The organism is Sphingomonas sp. Xoc002 (genome assembly GCF_050408055.1).
Classification (GTDB): domain Bacteria; phylum Pseudomonadota; class Alphaproteobacteria; order Sphingomonadales; family Sphingomonadaceae; genus Sphingomonas; species Sphingomonas yabuuchiae.
The window spans coordinates 1,633,175-1,660,100 of sequence record NZ_CP191175.1 but is presented as its reverse complement, the minus strand read 5'-3'; the positions used below and the strand labels follow the sequence as shown (position 1 = coordinate 1,660,100).

Sequence of the window (26,926 nt, the reverse complement as noted above, 5' to 3'; positions counted from 1 at the left end):
AGCTCAGCGACAACTTGTCGACCGGCCCAACGTCGACTTCTTCAGCACAATCGAACGAGAGCGGCCGCCCTGTGCTACTGCCGCCACGACCCAGTTGCGGTCATTCAGGAGGCCTTATCGGCTTCCCAATTCCAGCCGCTCGTTCACGTGCATCGTAAGCGTTAAGGGATGTAGCAGATGGTGCGGTTGACGTTCCCGTGAGCTGTATTCAGTCTGCTACATTGCGCGAATAGCACACTTCGGGGCTGATCTTCCGCCAACCAGTTTTTACAACTAGCAAGAGGCCAACTAGCCAGACCCTTTCGAGAATGCGGGATATGATCCCGCAAAGTGCTGGGTGTAGGTCATCAAGCCTACAATAGAACACCGACAAGAAAAATGGTAACGGCACGCTCAATAAGGCGCTGCAATCCGGTATCGACTGGTGGGGCTGATAAGCCAAGAGCGGCGTCACGCAAGGTATCGGCCACGACCATCGAGGTCAGCATCATCGCGGTGCCGTCCGGGTCGTCAATGGTCATCCGCCCTACCGACGCATAGGCGGCAAGTTGGTCGGCGAGCGGCCTGATCCCATAGGCCTTGATTGTCTCGATATAGATACGCGCGACATCGGGGAACTGCGCGCCTTCGCTCATTACGAGGCGGTAGGAGGTTATACCTTCGTCGGAGAAAGCGAGATGGCAGAACGCCGTCAGATAGCCAGTCAGCCATTCCTTGGGCGGCGCATCGGGGTTGGGCGGACCAGCCGTCGCGGCCAGTTCGCCAACGACAGAGCGGATCACCGCGAACAGCAACGCCTCCTTCGACGCCACATGGCGATAGATCGTCTTTTTCGACATCATCGCGGCCGTCGCGATCCGCCCGACATTGGCCTTGGCAAAACCGTGACGGCCAAATTCCGCGCGTGCGCTTTCCAAAAGGCGGGGCGGCAGACGGTCGGTCAGAGGCGCTTCATCCATTCTCGTCCGATACGCCAATTCCGCCAAAAAGAGCACCTTGGAAACCAATCGGTTTCCAAATCTCGTGGGGGCTCCTACATAGCGGATGAGGAGCAAACCGATGGGTCGTCGACATGATCGTCCGAACGCCGGGCCGATTGTCGACGCCGCCATCATCATCTGAAGGCACTGAACGATGGCCACCATTCCACAACCCAAAGGCTATCCTTTGATCGGCAACATTGCCGCGCTCGATCCAAAGACGCCGGTGCAAAGCCTGATGCGCCTGGCGCGCGAGCATGGCCCGCTGTTCCGCATCGAAATGTTAGGGCGTGGCCTGGTGATCGTGGGCAGCCAGACCCTGACCGAGGAGTTGTGCGACGAGACGCGCTTCAAGAAGGCGCTGCACCGCCCGTTGCAGGAGGCACGCTATGTCGGCGGAGACGGCCTGTTCACCGCGTATGACGAAGAGCCGAACTGGGGCAAGGCACACCGGCTGCTGATGCCTGCCTTCGGTCCGCTCGGGCTGCGTTCGATGTTCGACCGCATGTACGACATCGCCGAACAGATGATGGTGCGGTGGGAGCGGTTCGGTGAGGGCGCTACCATTGACGTGGCCGACAATATGACCCGGCTGACGCTCGACACGATCGCGCTGTGCGCCTTCGATTATCGCTTCAACAGCTTCTATCAGAACGCGATGCACCCCTTCGTCGCGGCGATGGTGGGAGCGCTGGAGGAATCGGGGCGGCGGTCGCGGCTGCCGCCGGGTGCGGGCAAGCTGATGCTGCTGCGTAATCGCCGGTTCGAGGCCGATATCAAAATCTTGCGCGACGTCTCCAACCGGTTGATCGACGAGCGCCATGGCGACCCGCGCCTGGGCGAACGCGGCGACCTGCTGGATCGGATGCTGACCGCCCGCGATCCAGAGACGGGCGAGATGCTGAGCCGCGAGAATGTCGGCTATCAGATGATCACCTTCCTGGTCGCCGGGCACGAGACGACCAGCGGATTGCTCAGCTTCGCCACCTGGCTGCTGCTCACCCACCCCGAGGTGCTGGCGAAGACACGGGCGTATGTCGATGACGTGCTCGGCGGCCATGCACCGACGGTCGACGATATCGGACGGCTGACCTATGTCGAGCAGGTCCTGCAGGAGACGCTGCGGCTCTGGCCCACCGCGCCCGCCTTCGGTGTCCACCCGCGCGAGGCGACGAAGATCGGCGGCCGCTATGCCGTCACCCCGGACGACACGCTGCTGATCCTGACGCCTGTCCTTCACCGCGACCCGACCGTCTGGGACGAGCCGGAAGCGTTCCGCCCCGAGCGGTTCGCGCCCGAGGCCGCCGCCAAGCTGCCGCCCCATGCCTGGAAGCCGTTCGGGAATGGCCAGCGTGCTTGCATCGGGCGCGGCTTTGCCATGCAGGAGGCGATCCTGGTCATGGCGCTGATGCTCCAGCGCTTCGACATCAGCCTGGCCGACCGCGACTATAAGCTCGTGGTGAGCGAGACGCTGACCCTGAAGCCCGCCAACCTCCATATCCATGCGCGTCGCCGGGACGGAGCGACGGCACGGCCGCGCAGCACGGCGCAAGACGCCCCGACACGTCCGCTGACCGCGCCAACAGAACCGAGCCCGGGCGACAATGGGCCCCTTCTCGTCCTTTACGGCAGCAACACCGGCACCAGCGAAGCCTTCGCCCAGCGGATCGGCGCCGATGCCGCCGTGCAGGGCTATGCCGCGACCGTCGCGCCGCTGGACGACTACGCCTCCGGGCTGCCCGACGGCGTGCCCCTGATCGTCGCCACCGCGTCCTATGAGGGCCGCCCGCCCGACAATGCGGCCCGTTTCGTCACCTGGGTCGAGAGCCTGCCCGACCATGCGCTGGTCGGACGACGCTATGCGGTGTTCGGCTGCGGCAATCGCCAATGGGCCCGCACCTGGCAGGCGATCCCCAAGCGGGTCGATGCCGCACTGGCTAAGGCCGGCGGGCAGGCCTTCCATCCGCGCGGCGAAGGCGATGCCGCTGGCGATCTGTTCGGCGCTTTCGAGAACTGGTATGCCGGTCTCTGGCCGTCGCTCGCGGCATCGGAGGGACGCGAACCGGCCGCCCAGGCGCAGCCCTGCATCGATGTGGAAGTGCGGCGCGGGACGCGCGAACGCGTGCTCAAGCTCGACGAATTGCAGCGCGGTACGATCCTGGCCAATCGCGAGCTGGTCGACATGCACCGCCCTGGCGCGCGCTCGAAACGACATATCGAGATCGCCCTGCCCAAGGGCATGACCTATCGCGCCGGCGACTATCTGGCGGTGTTGCCGAGCAATCCGCCCGAAACGGTGCGCCGCACCCTTACCCGCTTTAATCTAGAGCCGGACACGGAATTGATCGTCCACGGCGCGCCTGGTTTGCCCTCTGCCCTGCCCGTCGACAGGCCGGTCACGGCCGAGACGCTGTTCGGCGACTATCTGGAGTTACAGCAGCCCGCGACGCGTGGGCAGATTTTGGCGATCGCCACGACCATAGCCTGCCCGCCGGAGCGCAAAGAGGCCGAACGGCTGGCGCAGGAGGACGTCTATGCCGCGGAGATATTGGCGCGGCGGGTGACGCTGCTCGACCTGCTGGAGCGCTTCGCATCGGCTGACATGGCACTTGGCACGTTCATCGCGGCCCTTCCCCCGATGCGCGCCCGCCAATATTCGATCGCCTCGTCACCGCTCGTTGATCCAAACCGGTGTGCGCTCACGGTATCGGTCCTGCAGGCGCCGGCACTGGGGGGCGATCGGTTGCATCAAGGCGTCGCGTCGACCTTCCTCGCCCGGCTGAAGGAAGGCGATACGCTCGGCGTGGCGGTGCGACAGAGCCAGGCGGGATTTCATCTGCCTGCCGATCCGGTGACGCCAGTGATCATGGTCTGCGCCGGCAGCGGCATCGCACCGTTTCGCGGTTTTCTTCAGGAACGAGCCCTGCGAAAGGCCGGTGGCGAGCCGCTCGCTCCGGCCCTGCTCTTCTTCGGCGTCCGCGATCCCGATGGCGATTTTCTGTATCGCGAGGAACTAGAGGGTTGGCAGGATACGGAAGTCGTTAACCTGCGGATGGCCTTTTCCGCGACGGGTCAGGGTGGCATCGTTCACGTCCAGGATGCCATCTGGCGAGATCGCGAGGAGATCGCCGCCCTGTTCCGCGCGGGGGCACGAATACTCCTCTGCGGCGATGGCGAGCACATGGCACCGGCCGTGCGCGAAGTCCTCATTCGTATCTACGAGGCGGAAACCAATGCCAGTCACGCCGAAGCGCTGGCCTGGGCGGAGCGGATCGAGCGGGAGGGCGTACGCTATGTCGCCGACATATATACATGATGTCACGTCGAGCGCTCTTCTCCGACAGGTGCATGCCTCGCCGGGCACTTAAACGGCCTACCCCAATCCCGGTCGTTCATAAAATCTCTGGGCGGTGCCTGAAACCGACCGCTCGTTCAGCATGACCACCGGCCAATCAACCACGTTTCCGAACGATCGGTTTACCCCGCCTGCGTAAGCTCCTTTGGCAATTTGGCCCGATGGAGATGATCAATGGGTCATTCGTCGATGGACCCTGCCTTTCACGAACTTCGGCCCTGGAATGAGGGTCGGCTGATCGGTGCGAAGCGCGCTCTGAAACAGCAACAGGTATGGGCTATTCGCTTCTGGCTCGACCAGCATAGACGACTGCGCGACCGCGCGTTGTTCGACTTCGCCATCGACAGCAAGCTGCGCGGCTGCGACGTGGTCAGGGTGCGGATCGGAGATGTAGTTTCTGGCGGGCGCGTCCGTGACCGAGCCGTCGTGGTTCAGCAGAAGACCAGACGGCCAGTCCAGTTCGAACTGATGGACACGGCGCGCAAGACGATGCGGGCATGGCTGGAGCGTCGTGGCGGAACACTGAACGACTTCGTCTTTCCGAGCCGAAATGACTATATGGCCCATATGAGCACCCGGCAATATGCCCGCCTCGTACACGAATGGGTGGTCGGCATCGGCCTTCCAGCTCAAGATTATGGCACACACTCGCTTCGGCGCACGAAAGCATCGATCATCTACAAGGCGACCGGCAACCTTCGCGCCGTTCAGATTCTCCTCGGCCATGCCAAGATCGACAGCACGGTGCGCTACTTGGGCGTTGACGTTGAAGACGCTTTGGAGCTGGCGGAACGCACTGAGGTCTGAGCGGACCCACAATCGGCCATTCAAGCCGCCCTACTCACTTCCCCATTTCGGACATACGTTCATGTCGATCTTTACGATTGGAGCGCCGCTGAGGGGGTCAAGAAAGCTGTTTCGTTCTATAGGGCTGAAGATACCATTCCGTTTAGATAGCCCCGACCGGTTAAGACCGATCGGGGCTCTTCGTTGTCAGGCGACGCCAGCACCACCGGTGACGCCGTAAACCTCGCCGCTGATGTAGCTCCCTTCCTGGCTCGCCAGCAGCACATAGACCGGCGCGATCTCGACAGGCTGCCCCGGACGGCCATACTGGGTTTCCGAGCCGAACTTCATCACCGCCTCGGGCGGCTGACCGCCGGATGCCTGAAGCGGCGTCCAGAAGGGGCCAGGTGCCACGACGTTGGCGCGGATGCCCTTCTCCAGCAGCTGCTTGGCCAGCGCCTTGGTGTAGGCCACGATCCCCGCCTTGGTGGTCGCATAGTCGAGCAGGATCGCAGACGGATCATAAGCCTGAATCGAGGCTGTGGTGATGACCGAGCCGCCCGCCGGCAGATGCGGCACGGCCGCCTGCGCGATCCAGTGCATAGCATAGAGGTTGGTCTTCATGGTCTTGTCGAAATCCTCCGACGTGACCTTCGAGATGTCCTCACGGTTTTGCTGCCGTCCGGCATTGATGACGAGGATGTCGAGACCGCCAAGCTTCTCGACCGCCTGCTTCACGAGCGTCTTGCACCAGGCCTCGTCAGTGATGTCGCCGGGCAGGTCGACGGCTTTGCGCCCCTCCGCTTCGATGAGTTGGATCACCTCGGCCGCGTCACTCTTCTCGGACTCGAGGTATGACAGAGCGACGTCAGCACCCTCGCGTGCAAACGCGATAGCCGCCGCGCGACCGATACCGCTGTCCGCGCCGGTGATGAGGGCCTTGCGCCCGGCAAGTTTGCCTAAGCCCTTATAGCTCGTCTCGCCATGGTCGGGCACAGGATCCATCTTCGAAACTTCGCCGGGGACAGGCTGCGGCTGCCGCGGGAAAGGGGGCTGCGGATACTGCGAGCGAGGATCCTGCATAGTCAGACGGTCAGTCATGCTTATCTCCATTGGGATAGGATCAGTGTCAGTTGCAGGCTGCTGCCTCGTCGAGAACGGACAGCGCCATAACGTGCGCCAGATGGCTGAGACCTTGGGGAAGGTTGCCGAGGAACGCGCCACTCGCTGGATCGATCATCTCTGAGAGAATGCCGTGCCCGTGGGACAAGGCGTCGTTGAGCTTATCGAACCGCTGGCGGGCTTCAGGCCGCTGACCAAGTTCGGCACGGGCCTCCACCATCCAGAACGAGCAGGCAAGAAAGCACCCTTCCTCCTTGTCCATGCCGGTGTAGCGATAGTGGAAAGGACCGCTGCCTAGCTCACGATCAATCGCGTCCATCGTCGCCAGCAGGCGATCATGACCATCAAAGCCGAAACGCACAGCAAGCGCCAAGGAGGCATCGAGCTTGTCGGTACCCGGGTACATGACGAAGGCCTGCTTCTTCTCCGACCAGCATTCGCCTTCAATCCAGTCCTTGATCCGGTCGCGTTCGCGCGACCAGCGTTCACGACACGTGGTCGGCAGCTGACCCTGGTCTGCCAATTCTACGGCGCGAGCCAAAGCCTGCCAGCAGCTGACCTTGGACATCGTGTAATGCTGCAAATCTTCCAGCTCCCACATACCCGCATCGGGAAGGCGCCAGCGATCGGCGCATTCATCGGCAAAGTGCGAAAGCAGCTCCGCGCTCGCGGGGTCGAGGATATTGCCACACCCTACGAAGCAGGCGGCCGTCTCGAAAATGTCGCCATAAACACCGTGCTGGCGCTGGTCAGATGCCTGATTACCGGTGCGAACCGGCGTCGAACCACGATACCCTGGCATTGCCCATTCGGACACGCCGGGCACGACATTCCCGTCGAGGGTGTAAACTACACGCGTGCCAACGCTGCGAAGCTGGTCGAGCAGCCAGCTGAATGCAGCCTTCGCCTCGGCTTCAAGCCCTGCCGTCAGGAATGCCTTGATTGTGTAGCCGGCATCACGGATCCAGGCGTAGCGATAGTCATAATTCTTGGATCCGCCGATGCCTTCCGGGATCGATGTCGTCGCTGCGGCCGTTATCGCGCCAGACGGCGAATAGAGCAGAAGCTTCAGTGCCAACGCACTGCGCAGGAACGCGTCGCGGTCCTCGCCCGTGTAGGAGACGTGCTCGCTCCAGTCCCGCCATTCCTGGTCTGATATGTCGATGCGTGCGTCGATCTGCTCGATCGTAGGCGCCACTAAAGGCTCATCGCAACCAGCCACGACCGCAACAGTCTGACGCTCGCCAGCCGCCACCGTTACTTCCCCGGTGATGCCCTCGTCGGCCCAGTCACAATGAACCGTGTCACTGTGGACAAAGAGGCCCAGAACGCGCTCGACATGGAAGACGGTGTGGTCGCCGATCTTTGAGTGGTACGGATTGACCGTATCACCCCGCCTACCGGGCTTCATCGTCAGATTGAAGCGAACGGTGCCATCCAACCCATCGATCCGCCGCGCCAACTCGGCCCAAGGCAAACGCCCAGCGGTGCCGCTATTGAGAGATTCCGTTAGTTTTGCCCTACCGCTCGGCGTTGTGAAGATCGTCTCAAGCACGTTGCTGGCAGGGCGATAACGGCGCTCGATCGTGAAGGGCCGGTCGGGCTGTAGGGCAAAACAGCCCCCGTTCTCGCCGTCGAGCAATCGGTCGAACAGGGGTGGCGAGTCCATGTTGGGCACGCACCACCAATCAATCGATCCATCGGTGCCGGACAACGCGACGGAGCGGCCATCGCCGAGCGCACCATATTGCTCGAGCGGTAGGTAGCCGTCCTTGCGGACACCGAGTTCAGCCCGCTCATGGTGTTGCGGCAACAGCCGCTTCAGCATCCCGGTCAACGGAGGAGACGCGGCAGAGCGCGCGATACACCATATCCTGCCAAAGCGCCCGCGCTCAGCAGACCGCCCACGACGCCTGCCTTCAGCATATCGCGCTGCCGACTCGTGAAGAACTCGCGACGGCTCCCCTTCACCCGGTCCGTGCCGTCGCCATCGATCCGCGCAGGACCCGGAACCGCTTCGTCGAGATTGCCAGCGCGCTCGGGCATCGGATCGCCCTGTTGCTTGTCGATCATCCCGGCTGTCCCGCGATCAGAAAAGCCTGGTGCCACGGATTGCCCTAGCGCCATCATCAGCGTTGAGCGCCCGACCCAGAACTCGCGCTGCGGATCGTGCGCTGCGGTCCAGATCGCCTCAGCGCAGAGGCGCGGATCGAAGAGCGGATCGGGAATAACCTGCTCACGGCCGGTATGATTGCGTGCCCAGCTCGTCTGCGGTGTATTGACGCCTGGCAGATACACGACACTGAGCGTGATCTTCGATTTGTCCGAAATCAGCTCGGAACGCAGCGAGTCCGTAAAACCACCCACCGCAGCCTTCGCGCCACAATATGCGGCCTGCAAGGGGGCGGCCCGGATCGCGAGGCCGGAGGACACCTGGATGATTGCCCCCTGATCCCGCGTACGCATGTGACGAAGCGCGGCGAGCGTTCCATAGACCTGCGATAGATAGGTCGTGCCGGTGACGCGGGCATATTCATCCGGCGTGATATCATGCGCACGAGCGACCACCGTCGACATGGCGTTGTTGACCCATGCGTCGATCGCACCAAATTCGGCGACCACCTTATTGGCGGCCTCATCGATGGCCTTCGCGTCGGCAACGTCGACTGGGATTGCCAGTACCTTGCCGCCATGCTGCTCAAGCATCGTTTTGGCCTCATCAAGGCGTACAGGATCCCTTGCGATGATCGCAACCTGCCATCCGCTGCGCGCAAAGCGATCCGCAGTCGCGAGGCCGATGCCGGCGCTCGCGCCTGTAATTACGATGGTCTTCATAAGGCTGGTCTCGTTCCCAAAGAGAGGCTTGCTCGATCGCTGAACGCCAGAGTGGCCAAATGGTCGCCGCCTTTTGCTTTGCTCTTCAGTTAATTGCGCAGGCGCTGTCATCGTAGATCAGAGAAAGCGAGGAGCACGTGTGACCGTTGGAGCCACCGCACCGATCTGCTTGTCGAAAAATTCTGAGATTAGAGCCAACCGGAAGGCGCGAGATTGCAGCCTTCGGTGACATTATAAAAATCCCAGCTCGGACCAACCGTTTAGATCGATACCGGAAACGCAGCTGAGGGCGTTCCCATCGACCCTGTGGCTCGACCCTGCCCCGGAAATGATCTGAGTCAATATGAGGTCTTCACACGGGGAAATGCTCGTCTACGGCAAAAACCATTGGCCTATTGTCGTATCTGCAACCAATGACGGTTGAGTGTGTTTACGGCATATGGCCGGCACTTCGAGGCAAGCCCCCCTCTAATGCCGGACGAAGATGGCTGACGAAACGCCCGAGACGCTACCCAGCGCCCCACCCCCGCACCTTGCCGGCGGTGCAAATCACGACATGACGGACGATAGCAACAGCATCTTCTTCGCTGCGGTGAAGACGACCCGCATGCCAATGATCGTCACCGACCCCAACCAGCACGATAACCCAATCGTTTTCGCTAACCCGGCTTTCCAGAACATGACGGGGTATAGCTGGGACGAACTGGTCGGCATCAACTGCCGGATCCTGCAAGGGCCAGATACCGATCGCGACACAGTTGCCGATATCCGCCGGGCCATCGAACAGCGGCGGGAAATTTCTGTTGAGCTGCTGAATTATAAGAAGAACGGGGCCGCGTTCTGGAATGCGCTGTTCGTCTCCCCGGTTTTCGATGCCGATGGCAAGCTGATCTACTTTTTTGCCTCTCAACTCGACGTAACCCGCCGTCGCGACGCGGAAGAAGGCTTGCGACAAGCGCAGAAAATGGAAGCGGTCGGGCAGCTGACCGGCGGTGTTGCGCACGACTTCAATAACCTGCTGACCGTCATCCAGGGCTTCAGCGACGTGCTGCGCAATCAGATCGAGGGCGACGGAGACTTCGATCGCAAAAAGGCTGCCCGTTCGATCAACGCAGTCATGCAGGCGGCAGAGCGCGGTGCGACGCTGACCCAGCAGCTCCTTGCCTTCTCCCGACGACAGAAGCTGCAAGGCCGAGTGGTCAACCTCGTCGACCTCATCGATCAGCTTGAGCCGCTGATCGAGCGCACGGCAGGCGGGATCGTCGACGTCGAGATCGTTCGTCAGGAGAAGACCTGTAACGCGCGGATCGATCCGACCCAGGCCGAGTTGGCGATTATCAACATCCTACTTAATGCGCGGGATGCGATGCCGAACGGCGGCAAGATCGTCATTGAGGTGAAGAACCGTTCGATCGAGGCAGGCGACAAAGGCTTCGGTGAGCTGGAAGCCGGCAATTATGTTGCCGTGACAATCTGCGACGAAGGCACGGGCATGTCGCCCGAGGTGCTGACGCGGGTCACTGAGCCGTTCTTCACCACCAAGGATCAGGGCAAGGGCACCGGGCTCGGTTTGTCGATGGTCTATGGCTTTATGAAGCAGTCGGGCGGATCGCTGCGCATTCAATCACAGGAAGGTCGCGGAACGACGATCAGTATGCTGTTCCCGTGCGAAAACGCCAAGGCTGATCCGGTTGGCGCCACATCGTCGCGATCCCTCTCCGACAAGCGCGGCACTGAAACCGTGCTTGTGGTCGAGGATCAAATCGATGTCGGCGACTATGCTGAGACCGTGCTTGTAGAGTTTGGCTATACCGTGCTGCGCGCTGAGAATGCCAACGAAGCGTTGAACCTGCTCGATGGCGCCGGTCATATCGATCTGCTGTTCAGCGATCTCATTATGCCGGGCGGGATGAACGGGGTCATGCTGGCGCGCGAGGTCAAGCGGCGCCGGCCGCGTATGCGGGTGCTGCTCACCACCGGTTATGCCGAATCCTCGATCGAACGCGTCGATGCACGCGGCGCTGAGTTCGAACTGATTCAGAAACCCTACAAACGAAGTGAGCTCGCAACCAAGGTTCGGCAGGTCATTGAGGGGCCGACAGGGATCGGCACGCATGGGGGGTAATGATGGAAAGCTACTACCGGGATCAGGCCTTGATATGTGCTGAACAGGCTGCGTCGACGACTTTGCCGAACGTCATCGCTCGGTACCGTCGCTCAGAGGCGGCTTGGCTGGCGATGGCAGACCGCGTTGCCCGGCACATGGAGATCAAGCACGCGGTAAAAGCTTGAGCGGCCTTGTGATTGTAATGGCGACAATGCTCCGCTAGGCTGTTCCTGTTTTGGACCGTAAGCCGTTCGCACCTCCCCCCGCTCATTCCTTCACGCCGTCACCAGAGGTGCAATCGGCGATCGACCGGTATGCAGCAGGCCTGAACGTCTGTGATCCCATGCAGGTCGGCTTCAACATGACGCCGGTCGCCATGGTTGTCAGCGATCCGACTCTGCCCGACTGCCCGCTCATCTATGTGAACAAAGCGTTCGAAAAGCTGACCGGCTTTCCCGCGTCGGAAATCCTCGGGCGCAACTGCCGGTTCATGCAAGGGCCGCTGACCGACCCGGCCGATGTCGCTCGCCTGAAGGAAGCGATCGCCAAGCGCGAGCCGATCGAGCTCGATCTCCTCAACCACCGCCGGGATGGGACACCGTTCTGGAATCGGCTGATGGTGGCCCCCGTCTTTTGTGACGACGGATCGCTGCGTTATTTCGTTGCATCGCAAATCGACGTCACGGTTGAACGGCATCGTGTGATACAGCTGGAACTGGATCGAGAGGCGCTAGCCGCTGAAGTGGCACAACGGGATGCCGACTTGGCTGCACATAACGCGCGCCTTCGCCTTGCTCTAAAGGCGGGTGCCTTGGGTACATGGACGCTGGATCTGCCAGAACGAGAACTCACGGCGTCATCGGGGTGCAAGCGCATCTTTGGACGTCCGGTTGACGAGCTTTTTACGTTCGACGAACTTCTTGCCGCCATCCATCCAGAAGATCTGCCCGTGATGCAGGCTGCTATGCAGCAGACGATCGAGCATGGTGATCCATACCATGTCGAGTATCGCATCCTTACCCCTGCGGGCGAGCAGCGTTGGGTCTCCATTCAAGGCGACCTTCAACATCGTGCCGACGGTTCGCCGTTGGCGATGACGGGCTTCTCCACCGACATTTCGCAGCGCAAGTTCGCTGAGGAACACCGGGCTGTGCTTGCCCGTGAACTGACGCACAGGGTCAAGAACACCTTGGCCACGGTCAATGCGGTCGTCAGCCAGACGCTGCGCGATGCACCATCCTTGAAGGAGGCTGCCACAGCCGTATCCGGGCGCATTGCAAGTCTCGGCTCGGCGCATGAGCTGCTTATTCAAGACGAGGTCGAAGGGGCTGGGATCGGCGACATCGTCGATCGTGCGCTGCTACCCTTCAAGGATCGGGACGGAGCACGTTTCTCGATCCACGGACCTGCCATTCGCGTTTCGCCTGAGATCACATTGGCACTCGCCATGGCGCTTCACGAGCTTGCGACCAACGCCATCAAATACGGAGCACTTTCAATACCGGAGGGGCGTGTGGCGGTTGAATGGTCGATCAAGCGGGAAGACGGCGAGCGGCGCCTGTTCTTCTGCTGGGCTGAACATGACGGTCCGCCGGTAACTCCGCCTACACGCATCGGCTTTGGGACGCGTATGATAGAGCGGGTATTGCGTCGACACGTGCGCGGCGACACCGCGATCCGTTACCCGGAAAGCGGCGTAAGATTCGAGATCGAAGCCGTCGTCTGACAGGCGGCTCAAGCCGAAGGCGGCTTATTCGTCACAATCTGTAGCAAAACAGCCAACATATCGAACCCTTGGCGATGTGAAGCATTGAGGTGCGACCATGTGCCACGTGCTTATCATCGAGGATGATTGGTTGATCGCCGATCATATCGCCCAGTTGGTCGAAGCCGCTGGGGCGTCGTCGATCGACATGGTCGATAGTGAAGATGACGCATTCGCAAGGGCATCGCTACGTGCGCCCGAGGTCATCATCTCCGATGTCAGTCTCGGCAAAGGGGGGCACGGCCCCACCGCGGTACAGCGGATCATCGCGATGATTGGCGAACGCCCTGTCCTTTTCATTACCGGCGAACCCCGCGACTTCCAGCCTCAATCAGCTTCGATGCGCGTGCTGCACAAGCCGGTCGAAGATCACGTGCTCGCGGCAGCTTTCCGAGACATCGCTCCTCTGTCGTAGTTCAATATATCAGTGGTTTGAGGGTCACGCTGGCGGTATGCGCAGGCTGTCAGAACCGGATGCAAAGCTAAAGCTGGCGAATGGTACGACCCACTTTCGGTCACTCAGGACACCCTTCCGACTTTCCAAGTGCAGACGCTCGTTCATCGACGCGAATGACCAGCTTGCCAATCCTGACATTCACTAACCAATGTGACCCTTTCAGTGATAGCGGCCGGCCGGCTTTCCAGACGTTGCCAACAAAAGCCTCAGTCACGAGTGGCACGGCTGCGTTCTACTTAGTGACGTTCACCGTGATCGTATCCGATACTAGTTGGGCATAACGGACTGGCTCGGATGGGAAATTGAAGAGGAATATCCGAGCTCTCACCCTGTATCGACCTGCCCCTGGGAAGATTGTTTTTGCGGGTTCGTGGGTGAGGACACGGTAAGGCGATGCGACTGATACAGCGGTCAGTTCCTTTGCCTCCAAAGGAGGCGGGGGCGGTGAACCCGCCATCGGCTCGGCCGGCTCCACTGGTCGCCCGTCTTCCGAGATAACCTCAAACGCAATGCCCCGTGTGGGTTGTAGAAACGGTGATACGGCAAAGGTGTTGTCTTTGGCGGTAAGATCGACCTCGATGGGCGCCTCCCCCCGCATGGACAAGGTAGACGCATGTAATCGGACTTCGATCAGAGGCTTGTCCCCTGACCAAGCCGCCTGAGCGGGAGGACTCCAGGGTGCCGCAGCCTGAAGGCCTATGAGCCAGAGCAATGGCATACCGATATTTCCCATCCAACGGCACCATCAGAGCGCCTATGATCAAGTAACTGGTCCTGGGTATGCGCCGTCACCGTTCAAGCGGCAACATGGAGCGAGAGCAGCCGCGCGGCCCTCCCGCTACGACGACCCAGTTGCGGTCATTCGCCTCCAATTTCTTGCTTCTCAACTTCAGACGTTTGTTCATCTTGCCAGTCGCCGATAATCCACGACAGCTTGATTGGCGCATGTCAGTCCATGCAGTTGATGCCGCCCGGCCTGAGCAGACCCTCGCTTATCGTATGAGCGCCCCCCCCTGTCTGATGTGATGCTGGTATGAAGGTGTTGCGGAAGGGAGCCCGTCCCCCCCGAGGGTCTGGAGCCCGATAGGGAGCAAGGGTCCCTTCCGCGTTGGTCACAACCCTGAACAGTTGCTTGGGACTGCTGATCCCGCACGACATGGACAGGAGCCTATACCATGCCACAAGCCGTTATCGGCTGCGACCTTTCGCGTGCCGTCATCGACATCTGCGAGCTGCCATCAGGCCGGATGGGGCAGATCGCCAATACATCGGATGCCATCGCCGCCTGGCTCGACACGCTCGATCACGACATCCGCCTCGTCTTCGAGGCTACCAGCGGCTGCGACGGTGACCTGATCGCCGCGCTGGCGACCCGCAGCCATCCCTTCTCGCGCGTCAATCCGCGTCAAGCGCGCGAGTTCGCCAGAGCCACTGGCACGCTGGCCAAGACCGATCGCGTCGATGCCCGCGTGCTCGCGCAGATGGGCGCGGCGCTGAACCTGCCCGCTACCATCCCGCTCAGCCCAGCCCGTTCGCGCCTGGCCGATTTCCTGCGTCGTCGCAGGCAGTTGGTCGACATGCGCAAAGCCGAAAAGCTGCATCGCCACAGCGCAGGTCAACCCGAAATCGCAAAGGCCATCGAAGCCATGATCGACCTGCTCAGTCAGCAGATTGCCGTGCTCGACCGACAGATCGCAGGCTTCATCGCCCAGGATCAGGCCCTGTCCGAACAGGCGCGCCTGCTGAACGCCGTCCCCGGCATCGGACCCACCGTCCTGGCAACCCTGCTCGGTGAACTTCCCGAACTCGGCACGCTCTGCCGTCGCAAGATCGCTTCACTTGCCGGCCTTGCTCCTCACGCACGCGAAAGCGGAACATGGCGCGGCGCCAGACGCATATGGGGTGGACGGCGCAAGGTCCGCGAAGCCCTCTACATCGCCGCCCTCAATGCCTCCCGGCGTATCCCCGTCCTCACCGCCATGCGCGACAGGATGCGCGCCAACGGCAAGGCGCCCAAAACCATCCTCATCGCCGTCGCACGGCAACTCCTCGTCATACTCAACGCCATGATCCGCAAGCGACAGCCTATCGCTCTCGCATGATCATCACAGTTGCCCCCCCCGCCGACAGCCGTGTGCCTAACTTCATCGCCGTTCGTTTGTTCGGGATCATGGGGTTAGCCGAGGCGGATCATGCGAACAGTGTCGTTTCCGGGCGGGGAGCAGGTGTGCATGCTGGGTCAGGGCACATGGATGATGGCAGAGCGGCCTGATCGCCGGTCGGATGAGATCGCCGCGCTCCGCCTGGGTGTCGATCTCGGCATGACGTTGATCGACACGGCGGAGATGTACGGCGAGGGCGCTGCCGAGGAACTGGTCGGCGAAGCGCTGGGCGACGTTCGCGACCGGCTGTTCCTCGTCAGCAAGGCCTATCCCCAGAACGCCTCGCGCGCCCGGTTGCGCGTCGCCTGCGAGGCGAGCCTGAAGCGGCTCGGCACCGACCGGCTCGATCTTTACCTACTGCATTGGCGCGGGTCGGTGCCACTAGGCGAGACGATCGAGGCGATGCAGGCACTGCGCACCGCCGGCATGATCCGCCACTGGGGTGTCAGCAATTTCGATACGGGCGACATGGAGGAGTTGATCGCGGCGGGTGGTGACGGCTGTGCCGTCAATCAGATCCTCTACAACCTGACCCGCCGTGGCCCCGAGCTTGATCTGCTGCCGTGGCTGGAGGGACATGACATCCCGGTCATGGCATATAGCCCGGTGGAACAGGGGCGCCTCCTTGCTGACTGGACGCTCCGCCGGATCGCCGGAGCGATCGGTGCCACACCCGCGCAGGTCGCGCTCGCCTGGACGCTCCGGCGAGGCAACGTGATCGCCATACCCAAGGCGGGCAGCGTCGCGCACGTTCGCGACAACTACGCTGCCATCGCCCTGATGCTCCCGGATGACGACATGGCTGCGCTCGATGCCGCCTTCTCTGCGCCGCGCGGTCGTCGCCCGCTCGAAATGCTCTGACCGGCATGGCGATTTTCTTCACTGCCGACACCCATTTCGGCGACCACCGGACGCTTAATATCCATCGTCGGCCCTTCGGGAGCGTGAACGAAATGGACGAGGCCCTCGTCACGGGCTGGAACGCCGTCGTCACCCCCGAGGACGTCGTGTGGCATCTGGGCGATGTAGCGCGCCGGCCGGCCGACGTGGCCACTTTGCTCTCAAGCCTCAATGGCACCAAGCACCTGATCCGCGGGAACAACGATCCGGCCGTTACCGGCGAGGCGGTGGGCTGGGCCAGCGTCGGCGACTATGCCGAACTTACCGAGGGCGATCACCGGCTGGTACTCTGCCATTATCCGTTCAGGAGCTGGAACGGCCAGCACCGCCGCGCGATCAACCTGCACGGCCACAGCCACGGCAAGCTAAAACCCATGCTCCGCCAATATGACGTGGGCGTCGATGCCCGGAATTTCCGACCGGTCCGCCTAGCCGACCTGCTAGCCGGCAGGTCTGTCCCGCCAACCTTAAATCGGAAACCGGCATGATCGTAAACGAGGCCTATTGGATCCGTCTGGCGACGAGCGCGGTCGAGATCGTCGGCACGGCCATCATTGTCGTGGGCACGTTCGGCACGCTGATGGCCTTTCTAATGGGGATGGCCAGAGGCACGACGGACCGGGCCACGCTGGTCGCCGACTTTCGCTCGGGGCTCGGGCGCTCGATCCTGCTCGGCCTGGAGTTTCTGGTTGCCGCCGACATCATCAACACGGTGGCGGTCGAGCCGACGATCGAGAGCCTTCTGGTCCTCGCCGGCATCGTCCTTATCAGGACCTTCCTGAGTTTTTCCCTCGAAGTAGAAATCGATGGGCGCTGGCCGTGGCAGAAGGCGCGTTCGCAGGAAGGGACAAATCGCGACGCAGACCCGAGGCACTGACGCCGATCTCCGCCTCATTTCCCTGTGACCGTACCCGACGGGCGATAACCCATGACGTTGACATGCCAAATAGTTGAACGCTGGTTGAACCGGTCGGCTGACGGCTCGTTGACGCTGTTCCTCCTTTAAGGTGAACGGCATGCTCAGCGCTTTCGAGGTCCGCGATTCCGCGACATTCTCGCCGTTCATCCCTGACAGTCTGCCGTGGCGGGCAAGTGGTGTCGCCGCGCTTGTCGATCACAATCGGCCGGCGGGCAACGTCCATGACCGGGCATCACGCGCGACGCTGCTGGCGCGGATCGCGGCATTGCTCGACCAGCCGCTGCTCGACCCCGTCGAAGCTGAGCAGGCATCAGGAATGACGGTGTTGCTGGTCCCCGGCGACGCGCTGGAGGCGGAAGATGCCAGCGCAGCGGGCATCTTCAATCACAGCAACATCCTGGGCGGCGTGGTGCCCGCAATGTTCGTCGGCACTAAGGCTATCACTCACGGTTTGGTCAACGGTGAGGCCTCACGTCCGCCCGGATGGTCGGTCATGATGGCGGAATTGATGCGGGACGCCGCGCTACCGGGGTACACTGCCTTCACCCATGCCGACGCAGCACGGGCGGGGCGGCTGTTGCTGGCCAAGGGACCAGTGCGCATCAAAAATGTGTGCGGCAAGGCTGGGCTGGGGCAGGAAGTAATCCGCACTGAGGCGGAACTCGACGCCGCCCTCGCCCATGAGGACGCCGACGCACTGGCTGAATGCGGCATCGTGCTAGAGGAGAATTTGACCGACGTAGTGACGTATAGCGTCGGTCTGGTCGAACTGGCCGGGCAGACGATCAGCTATTGGGGCACCCAGAACCTTACTACCGATCACAAGGGACGGGAGGTCTATGGCGGTTCCGACCTTCACGTCGTGCGCGGCGGATTCAATGCGCTGATCGCGCTCGACCTGCCCGAACACCTCACCCGCGTCGTGCACTGCGCGGCGATCTTCGACAGTGCCGCCCATGCCGCCTATCCCGGCATCATCCTGACCCGGCGAAATTACGACGTGATCGAGGGCACCGACGCGGAGGGTGGCCGCCGGATCGGAGTGCTGGAGCAATCCTGGCGGGTGGGTGGCGCCAGCGCAGCGGAGATCGCCGCGTTCGAGGCGTTCCAAACTGAACCCGAAACTGCGGCGGTGCGCTGCTCGACGGTCGAGGTCTATGACCTGGTCACCCCGCCCGTCGGCGCGACGGTCTATTATCAGGGTGTCGATCCGGCTGTCGGCGCGATGACCAAATATGCGATGAGGTATGCATGACCGAACCGGACGCGATCGACCGGGACCGGGTGACGCTGGCGGTGGACCACCAGAAGCTGGTCGGCACCCTGCTCCGCCCCGAAGTGCCGGTGCCCGGCTTCCTGTTCATCCACGGCTGGGGCGGCGATCAGGAGGAGGACCTTGGCCATGCCGAGGAACTGGCGCGACTGGGCTGTATCTGCTTCACCTTCGATCTGCGCGGCCATGCCGGCAGTGATGCCGACCGGGAACAGGTAACCCGGCAGGACGGGCTGAACGACGTGATGGCAGCCTATGACCACCTCGTCGCGCAGCCGCTGGTCGACCGCAACGCGATCGGCGTCGTCGGCACCAGCTATGGCGGCTATCTGGCGATGCTGCTCACGGCGCAGCGCCCGGTACGATGGCTAGCAATGCGAGTGCCCGCGCTCTACCCGGACGAGCATTGGGACACGCCTAAGGCTAGGTTGGATAAGGCGGTGGTGCGCGCGTACCGCCAGCAGCCGCATGGCCCCGAGGCAGACCGTGCGCTGTCTGCCTGCGCCGCGTTCCGGGGTGACGTGCTCATCGTGGAATCAGAACGCGACGATCAGATCCCGCGTGAGGCGATGCTGTCGATGCAGGCCGCCTTCCGCCAGACCAGTTCGGTCAGCCACCGCATCATCCCCGGTGCCACCCATGCGATGCGCGATCCCAAGCACCAACGCATCTACACCACGCTGCTGACCGGCTGGATCGAGGAGATGGTCCGCGCCAGCCGCATCACCTTTCGGTGATGACCCAATTTCGGTCGTTCGCGGGCTCTTTCTGGCTCCCCACCTTCTGCCATTCATTCAGTTTGCAGCAGAGAAGGTGCTGAGCCTCGACCCTCCCCGCTGCCCTGCCAGCCTTCAAAAATTTGATTAGGCGGCAAAGCTGCTATCGACCCATTAACGGGCTGTCGCCTGCATGAGCTCTATCGTGATATGATCGGGGCCTGAAACGTAGGCCACCAACGTTCCCTTCCGCGGACCACCCGGGATCGGTAGCGGATTGCCTTTTGCCTTCCATCCTGCTGCCTCAACGCCGGCAATGGCGGCATGGATATCCGTAACACTTAGAGCCAGGTGGGCGGCTCCGATCGCACCCGCACCGTTGGGCACCGTCCCGTTCTTGAGCCCGTTGGAATATTCCAACAGTTCAACCACGTAGCCGTCAGGTGCCTTGACGATCGCCGTTTTCACTTTCGGATCAGCGACACCTGTCACCTGATGCAGGAAGTCGCCCCCCATCTCCGACTGCCGCTCAAGCGTGAAACCGAGCGCGCCCGTCCAGAACCGAACGGCTTCGTCCAAGGACGACACAGCGAAGCCTGTGTGGTCCACGGCAATTACGTTTGCGGCGTCCGTCATTACTGCCCTCTCATTGGTATGCTGCCCGTGCTTACCGCACGACCGTTCATCATCGTGAACAGCTTTCCCCAAACCTGGCCCCGCATACGCTTCCCCGATTTGGGCTGGTGGACACGGAGAAACGGAAAGTCTTCGAGCACCTTAAAGCAGCGAGTTCGAGGAAGCCAACGGCCTTGGGAGCAGAAGAGCTTGGTCATGCGGCGATCAGGCGATCAGCGGCTGCGGAGACCCACAAGCGGTCATTGAATGGGCCTTACCAGCTTCCCGTCTTCTGCCATTCGTTCATGCTGAAAATAGCGCATCATCCGCCATCGCGCTGGACGGATGCCGGCCGAGCCTGCGTCGCGCAATAGCTGTTGATGAACGTGAGGTGGTCCGGGATCTGCTGCAACTGCCGGGACAGCTGTTTATCCAGGCCGTCGAAGGAGTCATGCAGGGCCTGAGGACTGAGCATAGCTGGAATGCGGTGATAGGCTTTGGGAACAAGTCCCTGCCCGAGCATGACCGAAACCCAGGAATCGATCTTGAACAGATCGTCCTGCCCCTGCCAGGCCCCTGCGCTTTCGACGAACAGTGCCATGCGTTGCGCCAGCGTCTCGGGCACGGACATCGTCGAACGGCGTTGCCAGAACACCGAGTCCGTCCGCCCGGTCTGCGCATAATGCAGGATGATGAAGTCGCGGATATGCTCCCATTCGTGACGCGACTGGGCGTTGAACCGCGAGCGGAGCGCCGCACAATCCTGGCCCTGGAACGGAAACCCCTGGATCAGGCGCATCACCGCAATCATGACCAGGTGGATACTGGTCGACTCCAGCGGCTCGATAAACCCAGCCGCGAGGCCGAGCGCCACGCAATTGGCGCTCCAAGCCTGCCGATGCATCCCGGCGCGGAATTGCATGGCGCGCGGCTCGAACAGCGGCGTCCCCTCGATTCCGCCAAGCAACGTCGCGGTCGCCTCGTCCTCGCTCATATCGGCAGAAGAATAGACCAGCCCGTTGCCTACCCGCGTCTGAAGCGGGATGCGCCAGCGCCAGCCCGCCCGGTGCGCAATCGCGCAGGTATAGGGAACCGGGGAAGAGACGACTTCGGTCTGAACCGCCAAGGCGCGGTCGCAGGCCAGCCATTCGCTCCAATCCTCGAAGCCCGTCTCCAGCGCGCCCTCGATCAGCAGCGCGCGAAAGCCCGTGCAGTCGAGGAACAAATTCCCCTCGATCCGGCTACCCGATGTCAGGTGAAGCGCCGCGATGTCGCCGCCCTCACCGTGGCGCTCGACCTTGGCGATGCGTCCCTCGACCCGGCGAACCCCCGCCGGTTCGGCGATCCCGCGCAGAAAGCGGGCATAGGCCGTGGCGTCGAGATGATAAGCGTAGGCCAGGGTGCCAGCCTCGTCCCGCCCGAACCGGCTCGCCTCGGCCGCCCGCGCCTCGAGCGAATAGTCGGTGTACGCACCGCCGAACCCGCGACGCTTGGCTTCCAGCCAGAAATGCTGGAAATCGGCGATCGCGACCGACCGGCCGACCGTTCCAAACGGATGGAAATAGCGTGCGCCCTTTGGTCCCCAATTCTCGAAGGCTATGCCCAGCTTGAAGGTCGCCTGGGTCGCCTTCATGAAATCGGCCTCGTCGATCCCTAGAAAGGCATGGAAGCTGCGCGCCGTGGGGATGGTGGACTCGCCGACGCCGACCGTACCAATCTCGTCGGATTCGATCAGCGTGACGTCGACCAGCGGCCCCAACTGCCGCACCAGCGCCGTCGCCGCGAGCCACCCCGCCGTCCCGCCCCCGGCGATGACGACGCGGGTCGGCGGATAGGGATCGCTCATCGGTTCAGCCTTTGCAGAAGATAGGCGCGAAGCCGCCGCGCCATCGCCTCGTCGAGCGGCGCGAGCGGGCCGTGCGACGGAGGCGGCAGATGGGCGATAACCGCTTCGCCGTCACCGAAGATATAATGGTCGAAAATCGCCCGCCAGGCCTGCTTCTCCGCAGCCGGTCGATCGCGCAGCGAAAGCATCGCATGCATCACGCTATCCATCGGCGTGTCGAGATAGTCGGGCGCTGCGTTCCACCAATAATTGACGAGGATGTTGAACGCTTCCAGCGCCTCGACATGGTGCCACCACAGCGCCGGATAGACCAACAGGTCACCGGGTTCGAGTTCGGCCACCACCGCCTGATCCATGGCATCGGCGAAACGGGGATAGCGATTAAGGTCCGGCTGGGCGAAGTCGACCATGCTGACCACCTGCCCGCCCGGCGTCGGGGCAAGCGGACCAGGATAGAGATTGCCGGTCTGATCGGGGGGAAACAGGGTGAAGCGGCGCCGACCGACGGCGCAGATGGCGGCGTTGTTCGCCATGTCGTAATGCGCCGAGGCGATGGTCCGGTTGCCGATCCAGATGCTGGCCAGCGGCGGGTGACGGTCGAACAGCCCGTCGGACGCAACCAGATCATTCTCCCCGCGAAAACCCGGCAGATAGGCGTCGAGATCGGTCGACCCCATATAGAGCGCAGGCTGTCCCCCCTGCCCGTCGGCTTTGTCCAGCAGCCGCGCCAGGAACGCGCGCAGCGGCAGCGTCTCTGTCTGGAAATTCAGCCCGGTGGCGGTTTTGTCATAGTGGAAACGCCCGCCTATCGCCGCGTCCCCCACATAGCCGGTCACCGGTCGCCCACGATCGAAGCGTAGGAGATACTCGGCGGCCGCACGGGCGGAAACCTGTCCTGCCCGGACCAATGGCCATTGCGCGGCGTAGCCCCGCAGGATGACCGGCTCGTTGCCTTCGATGAGCGCCGCCAGATCGGGCGCCCCCGTTTCCGTCAGCTCGCGGGCCTGCCGCGCGGCGGGCAGGCGGTCAGCCATGTCCGTCGCGGCTCAGCTTGCGGTCGATCAGATGGCGCAGATTGCCCAGCGAGGACGCGATCCAGAACGCCGGGCGCAGATAGTCGCGCGCATGGAGATCGCCCAAGGCCCCGGCCTCCAGCGCCGCCAGCCGTGCCGTGTCGATCGTCAGGCAATCCGGCACATTGTACCGCCGCCCCTCGTCCAGATCGAGTTGCAGGACGGCGGGTGTCAGCAGGTCGAGCGCGGCCCAGGCCTCGTACATGGCCTGCTCGGTCTGCACCCCCTCATAAATGCGTTGCAACATGACTGAGACATGGTCGAGCAGCGGCGCGTTGCCGCCATGTTCGCGAAAGACGGGCATGCCATCGGCGGTCAGTCGCGGATGCTCGGGGTCGATGAAGACCATCGGCTCGCCCGTGGCGTCGTGACCGATCGAAAACGGCCCGCGCGCCCGGGTGGCCGGGATGTAGCGGGCCTCCCATCGGTTGCCCGTCAGGAACAGGTTCTCGTCCGGGTCCAGGCCCAGCAGGACGGTCGCATAGAGCGCCCCGCCTTCGTCCCGCCGCAGCAATATGGCGTATTCGCGGTGAAGCTCCTCGAACTCGGCGGGGAACACACGGGTCTGGTTAATCGCATCGCCGAAGCGCGCATGATGACCGATCGCGACCCGAAGGTCGCGATGGTCGATATTGTTGAGCAGGACAGGTGCGGCCATGATCGCCCCATGTACCCGGAAGGCCGCGGGGGGGACAGCGGCCTTCCGAATTTCCATAATCAGAAGCGATACCGCGCGCCGATCAGATAGCGGGCGGAGCCTTCGGACAGATACCAGGTGTTCATCCGGTCGCGGCCATAAGTCTGGACGCCCTCCTCGGTCAGGTTGATCGCCTCGAAGCCGAGCGCGAAGCGCGGCGTCAGGTCGAAGCTCATCGACAGGTCGAGCTGGCCATAGGGCGCGGTGAAGACCGGATTGCGGTCGCCGCCACGGTTGATGTCGCTGAGGAACTTGTCGCGCCAGTTATAGGACAGGCGCATTGAGATGCCGTTCTTGTCGTAGATCAACGTGGCGTTGGCGGTGTCGGACAGTCCGACCAGCGCAAAGGTGTTCACGCTGGGATCGGCCGCGATGTCGATGCCGATATTGCCGCGAACGAGCGTATAGCTGGCCGCAATGCCGAAGCCCGTCTCGCCCAGGAAATACTGGCCTGCCAGTTCGACGCCGTAGATATGCGCGTCGCGGTTGTTGATCGGCGTGTTCACCGCGAAGTTGAACAGCGGATCGCTGGCATTCGGGCTGATGTCGACTTGGCTGAGGATCGAGTCGACGAACCCCTGGTTCAGCGCGCGGCTCTGCGTGTTGTAATTGGCCGCGAACTGCGCGTTCGCCGCCGCGACATTGCCGTTATTCTGCTGGAGCAGCGCGGTATAGGTGAACAGGTTGACGTCGGTGATGTCCGCCCCGAACGTGTTGCTCAACTGCTGGCGGGCCGTGCCCGACCGGGTGCCCGCCTGCCCCGACGTCGCGTCGCGCAGGCCGAAGAGGTTGCGGTTCACCACCGCATTGCCGATGAAGTTGTGCACCCGCTTGTCGAAGAAGCCCGCCGACAGGAAGACGTCCTTGCGCGGATACCATTCGACGGATAGGTCGATATTGTCCGACGACAGCGGCAGCAGGCCGGTATTGTTGGACGAGCCCGTCGCGATGCCGCCAATCGCGGTCGGCCGCCCCGGCGCACCGACACCGGTCGAGGCGAACAGATTACCGTAAGGCGCGCGCGAGATCGTCTTGCTGTACGAGGCGCGGGCGAACAAATTGTCCAGAACCTCGATCTTGGCGTCCACGGCAGGCAGCCAGTTGCTATAGGAGCCGCGCGCCGAGATCGCCTGCTGGTCGGTGCTGTTCTGGATCACGAAGTCGTTGTCCGCCGTCCACACGATCGCCAACGGGACGGGCTGCAGCGACACCGCCCGCACCTTGGTATTCTCGTAGCGCAGGCCCGCGACAATTTGCGCGTTGCGGCCGAAAACCTGCCCGTTCCAGCTGCCCTGGAGATAACCGGACCAGATATTCTCGCGCACCGAATTGTCGCTGTTCGCGTCGATATTGTTGCGGTGGTCGACGCCGTCATTCGTCACGCCGGAATAATAGTTGAACAGCGTGTTGTAGAGCTTGGTCGCGTCCTCGGTGCGGAAGGCGATCTGGGTGTTCGGATCGGCGTTCGGGTTGTTATGCTCGAACTTGCAGGTGTTGCAGAACTGGAAAACCTGCCCCGGTGCCAGCCGCGCGATATCGGGCGGCAGCGAGTTGCCCCAGTCGCCCAGCACCTGGCGCGTGTTGAACTGGGTCTGGCGGGTCGTGGTGGTGCGATAATCGGCACCGGCATCGAACCGGATCTGGTCGGTGAAGTCCCAGGCCGCATCGGCGCGCAGCTCGCGGATCCGCTGCGTCTGGTTCGACGCGAATTGGCGCTGCACCGCGCTCGCCAGATCGCCGACGTCCAGCACGCCGTTATTGTTGCCCTTGATGAAGGGCTGGCCGGTCGGGGTCGTGCTCTGCGTACCGTCGTTGATCGACAGCGTCTGCTGCGGAAAGCCGTTATCGGTCCAGCGCAGCGTATGGCCGGTCACGACCGGCGCGTTGATCGCGACGGTGGTCGATGTCTGGCCGTTGGGATTGTCGGGCAGGCTCTGCGCCTCGCCGATATGACCGTCGATCGACAGGGTAAAACGGTCGCTCGGCTTCCATTCGATATTGCCGCCGACATCGTAGAGCCGGTTCTTCTGCGCGCGATAGGCCTGTTCGTACGCCGCGTCCTTCACGCCGTTGATCGTCTCGGCCAGGAACTGGGTGGTGGCGATGCCGTTGCTGGCATCGTCGAACGTCACCTCGCTGAAGGGGCGGTTGAACCAGTTGGACTGGCTCGACCGGCGCTCGGACTGGCGCAGCTGAGCATAGAGGCCGTCGGCGGTGAAGGTCAGCGTGTCGGTCGGGCGGAATTGCAGGATCGCCTGCCCGTTGATCCGCTCGCGGCTGGCCTCGGAGAAGTGATAGCGGAAGTCGTTGGGGACCGACACCAGCGGATTGCCGCTCGGGCGGTTGTTGATCTTGGTCGCCCCGTTCACGAAACCGTTGGACGGGTTCAGGAAGTCGTTGAGCGAGCGGATATTCCAATTGTCCGGCGCGACGCTGGCGAAGCTGAAATTGCGCTTCTGATAGCTGCCGAACAGCGACACGCCGACGCGCTTCTCGCTGTCCGTCCAGCTGGCGGTGCCCGACGCCTCGGGCGTGACGCGCGCGCCGCAGTCGATACAGTCGGCCGAGCTGTTGTCATAGCTGCCCTTGACGCCCAACGACCCGACCAGCCCGGTTTCGGCATTGTCGAGCGGGCGGCGGCTGACCACGTTGACCGTCGCGCCGATGCCACCCGACGGGATCGCCGCGCGCCCGGTCTTGTAGACCTCCAGTGTCTTCACCCCTTCCGAGGCAAGGTTAGAGAAGTCGAACGAGCGGCCGAAGCCCCCCGCGCCGTCACCACCCTGGTCGCCACCGACCGCGACGATGTTAGACGTCGCCAGCTGGCGGCCGTTGAGCGTGACGAGGTTGTACTGCGCGCCGAAGCCGCGGACCGTGACGGTCGAACCCTCACCATTGCGCCGGTCGATCGAAACGCCGGTGATGCGCTGCAGCGACTCGGCGAGGTTGGTGTTGGCGAACTTGCCGATATCCTCCGCGCTGATCGCATCGACGACACCGTTCGAGTCGCGCTTGATGGCGATCGAGCGTTCCAGCGAGGCGCGGACGCCGGTGACGACGATGTCGTCGGGCGTGGTTTCGGGCTGGGGGTTGGTGGGGCTTGCCTCGCCCGGTGGGGGCGTCTGGCTGCTGGTATCCGCCTGGGGCGTGCCCTGTTGCGGGTCGATCGGTGCGGTCTGCGCCTGCCCCTGCGAGGCCAACAACAACCCCGCCGTCAGGCTTAGCACCGATGTCGAGCGCACGAGCACGCGCGCAAGCGTTTTCCCTTTCATCCCACCTCTCCCATTGCGGCTATTTTTGCGCCGCTTGTTTGCCGAT

Annotated in this window: 20 protein-coding genes; 11 read left to right on the top strand and 9 right to left on the bottom strand. The window is 62.7% G+C overall.

Features of this window, described 5'->3' with window-relative positions:
- Positions 1–353 precede the first annotated feature (353 nt).
- Positions 354–959, bottom strand: coding sequence for a TetR/AcrR family transcriptional regulator (locus tag ACQR50_RS07440; RefSeq protein ID WP_428970427.1), 606 nt, complete (start codon positions 957–959; stop codon positions 354–356).
- Between the two features lie 175 nt (positions 960–1,134).
- On the opposite strand from ACQR50_RS07440, the gene ACQR50_RS07435 reads away from it, so the two are divergent.
- A complete protein-coding gene (locus ACQR50_RS07435; RefSeq protein WP_428970426.1) occupies positions 1,135–4,296 on the top strand; it encodes a bifunctional cytochrome P450/NADPH--P450 reductase in 3,162 nt (1,053 codons plus the stop codon).
- Between the two features lie 213 nt (positions 4,297–4,509).
- Positions 4,510–5,142 carry a tyrosine-type recombinase/integrase gene (locus ACQR50_RS07430; protein WP_093334517.1) on the top strand — a complete coding sequence of 211 codons (633 nt, stop codon included), beginning with the start codon at positions 4,510–4,512 and terminating at the stop codon, positions 5,140–5,142.
- 186 nt (positions 5,143–5,328) lie between these two features.
- Here the strand turns inward: ACQR50_RS07430 and ACQR50_RS07425 are convergent, their stop codons facing one another.
- From ACQR50_RS07425 to ACQR50_RS07415, 3 genes are read right to left on the bottom strand one after another with little or no spacing between them, the layout of a single operon-like run.
- On the bottom strand, positions 5,329–6,222 hold the full coding sequence (locus tag ACQR50_RS07425; protein WP_428970425.1) for an SDR family oxidoreductase: 894 nt from the start codon (positions 6,220–6,222) through the stop codon (positions 5,329–5,331).
- A 28-nt stretch (positions 6,223–6,250) separates the two neighbouring features.
- Positions 6,251–8,071, bottom strand: coding sequence for a glycoside hydrolase family 15 protein (locus ACQR50_RS07420; RefSeq protein WP_428970424.1), 1,821 nt, complete (start codon positions 8,069–8,071; stop codon positions 6,251–6,253).
- 5 nt (positions 8,072–8,076) lie between these two features.
- A complete protein-coding gene (locus tag ACQR50_RS07415; RefSeq protein ID WP_428970423.1) occupies positions 8,077–9,078 on the bottom strand; it encodes an SDR family oxidoreductase in 1,002 nt (333 codons plus the stop codon).
- Between the two features lie 484 nt (positions 9,079–9,562).
- On the opposite strand from ACQR50_RS07415, the gene ACQR50_RS07410 reads away from it, so the two are divergent.
- From ACQR50_RS07410 to ACQR50_RS07370, 9 genes are all read left to right on the top strand, one after another.
- Positions 9,563–11,203 (top strand): histidine kinase famiy protein, encoded by a 1,641-nt coding sequence (locus ACQR50_RS07410; RefSeq protein WP_428970422.1) that lies wholly within the window; start codon positions 9,563–9,565, stop codon positions 11,201–11,203.
- Positions 11,204–11,477: 274 nt separating this feature from the next.
- Positions 11,478–12,911 (top strand): PAS domain-containing protein, encoded by a 1,434-nt coding sequence (locus ACQR50_RS07405; protein ID WP_428970421.1) that lies wholly within the window; start codon positions 11,478–11,480, stop codon positions 12,909–12,911.
- Positions 12,912–13,017: 106 nt separating this feature from the next.
- Positions 13,018–13,365, top strand: a complete 348-nt coding sequence (locus tag ACQR50_RS07400; protein WP_428970420.1) for a response regulator — start codon at positions 13,018–13,020, stop codon at positions 13,363–13,365.
- A 1,217-nt stretch (positions 13,366–14,582) separates the two neighbouring features.
- Positions 14,583–15,509, top strand: coding sequence for an IS110 family transposase (locus tag ACQR50_RS07395; protein WP_428970419.1), 927 nt, complete (start codon positions 14,583–14,585; stop codon positions 15,507–15,509).
- Positions 15,510–15,599: 90 nt separating this feature from the next.
- Positions 15,600–16,430: an aldo/keto reductase gene (locus ACQR50_RS07390; protein ID WP_428970418.1), complete on the top strand. Its 831-nt coding sequence runs from the start codon at positions 15,600–15,602 to the stop codon at positions 16,428–16,430.
- A gap of 5 nt (positions 16,431–16,435) precedes the next feature.
- Positions 16,436–16,957 (top strand): metallophosphoesterase family protein, encoded by a 522-nt coding sequence (locus tag ACQR50_RS07385; protein WP_428970417.1) that lies wholly within the window; start codon positions 16,436–16,438, stop codon positions 16,955–16,957.
- The gene (locus tag ACQR50_RS07380; protein ID WP_428970416.1) at positions 16,954–17,346 is read left to right on the top strand and encodes a DUF1622 domain-containing protein; all 393 of its coding nucleotides are present in this window, start codon (positions 16,954–16,956) and stop codon (positions 17,344–17,346) included. The genes ACQR50_RS07385 and ACQR50_RS07380 overlap by 4 nt, the downstream gene beginning before the upstream one ends.
- Before the next feature lie 139 nt (positions 17,347–17,485).
- Positions 17,486–18,643, top strand: coding sequence for a DUF3182 family protein (locus ACQR50_RS07375; protein WP_428970415.1), 1,158 nt, complete (start codon positions 17,486–17,488; stop codon positions 18,641–18,643).
- Positions 18,640–19,398, top strand: coding sequence for an alpha/beta hydrolase family protein (locus ACQR50_RS07370; RefSeq protein WP_428970414.1), 759 nt, complete (start codon positions 18,640–18,642; stop codon positions 19,396–19,398). The genes ACQR50_RS07375 and ACQR50_RS07370 overlap by 4 nt, the downstream gene beginning before the upstream one ends.
- A 153-nt stretch (positions 19,399–19,551) precedes the next feature.
- Here the strand turns inward: ACQR50_RS07370 and ACQR50_RS07365 are convergent, their stop codons facing one another.
- The 5 genes from ACQR50_RS07365 to ACQR50_RS07345 all read right to left on the bottom strand — a co-directional run bounded on the left by ACQR50_RS07365 (position 19,552) and on the right by ACQR50_RS07345 (position 26,880).
- Positions 19,552–20,013 (bottom strand): VOC family protein, encoded by a 462-nt coding sequence (locus ACQR50_RS07365; RefSeq protein WP_428970413.1) that lies wholly within the window; start codon positions 20,011–20,013, stop codon positions 19,552–19,554.
- A gap of 301 nt (positions 20,014–20,314) precedes the next feature.
- Complete coding sequence (locus tag ACQR50_RS07360) at positions 20,315–21,838, bottom strand: tryptophan halogenase family protein (RefSeq protein WP_428970412.1); 1,524 nt, start codon at positions 21,836–21,838, stop codon at positions 20,315–20,317.
- Positions 21,835–22,872, bottom strand: coding sequence for a cupin-like domain-containing protein (locus ACQR50_RS07355; RefSeq protein ID WP_428970411.1), 1,038 nt, complete (start codon positions 22,870–22,872; stop codon positions 21,835–21,837). Before ACQR50_RS07355 ends, ACQR50_RS07360 begins: the two co-directional genes overlap by 4 nt.
- Entirely contained in the window at positions 22,865–23,569 is a 705-nt protein-coding gene (locus ACQR50_RS07350) for a SapC family protein (RefSeq protein WP_428970410.1), read from the bottom strand. The genes ACQR50_RS07355 and ACQR50_RS07350 overlap by 8 nt, the downstream gene beginning before the upstream one ends.
- A gap of 59 nt (positions 23,570–23,628) precedes the next feature.
- Entirely contained in the window at positions 23,629–26,880 is a 3,252-nt protein-coding gene (locus ACQR50_RS07345; RefSeq protein WP_428970409.1) for a TonB-dependent receptor, read from the bottom strand.
- Positions 26,881–26,926 lie beyond the last annotated feature (46 nt).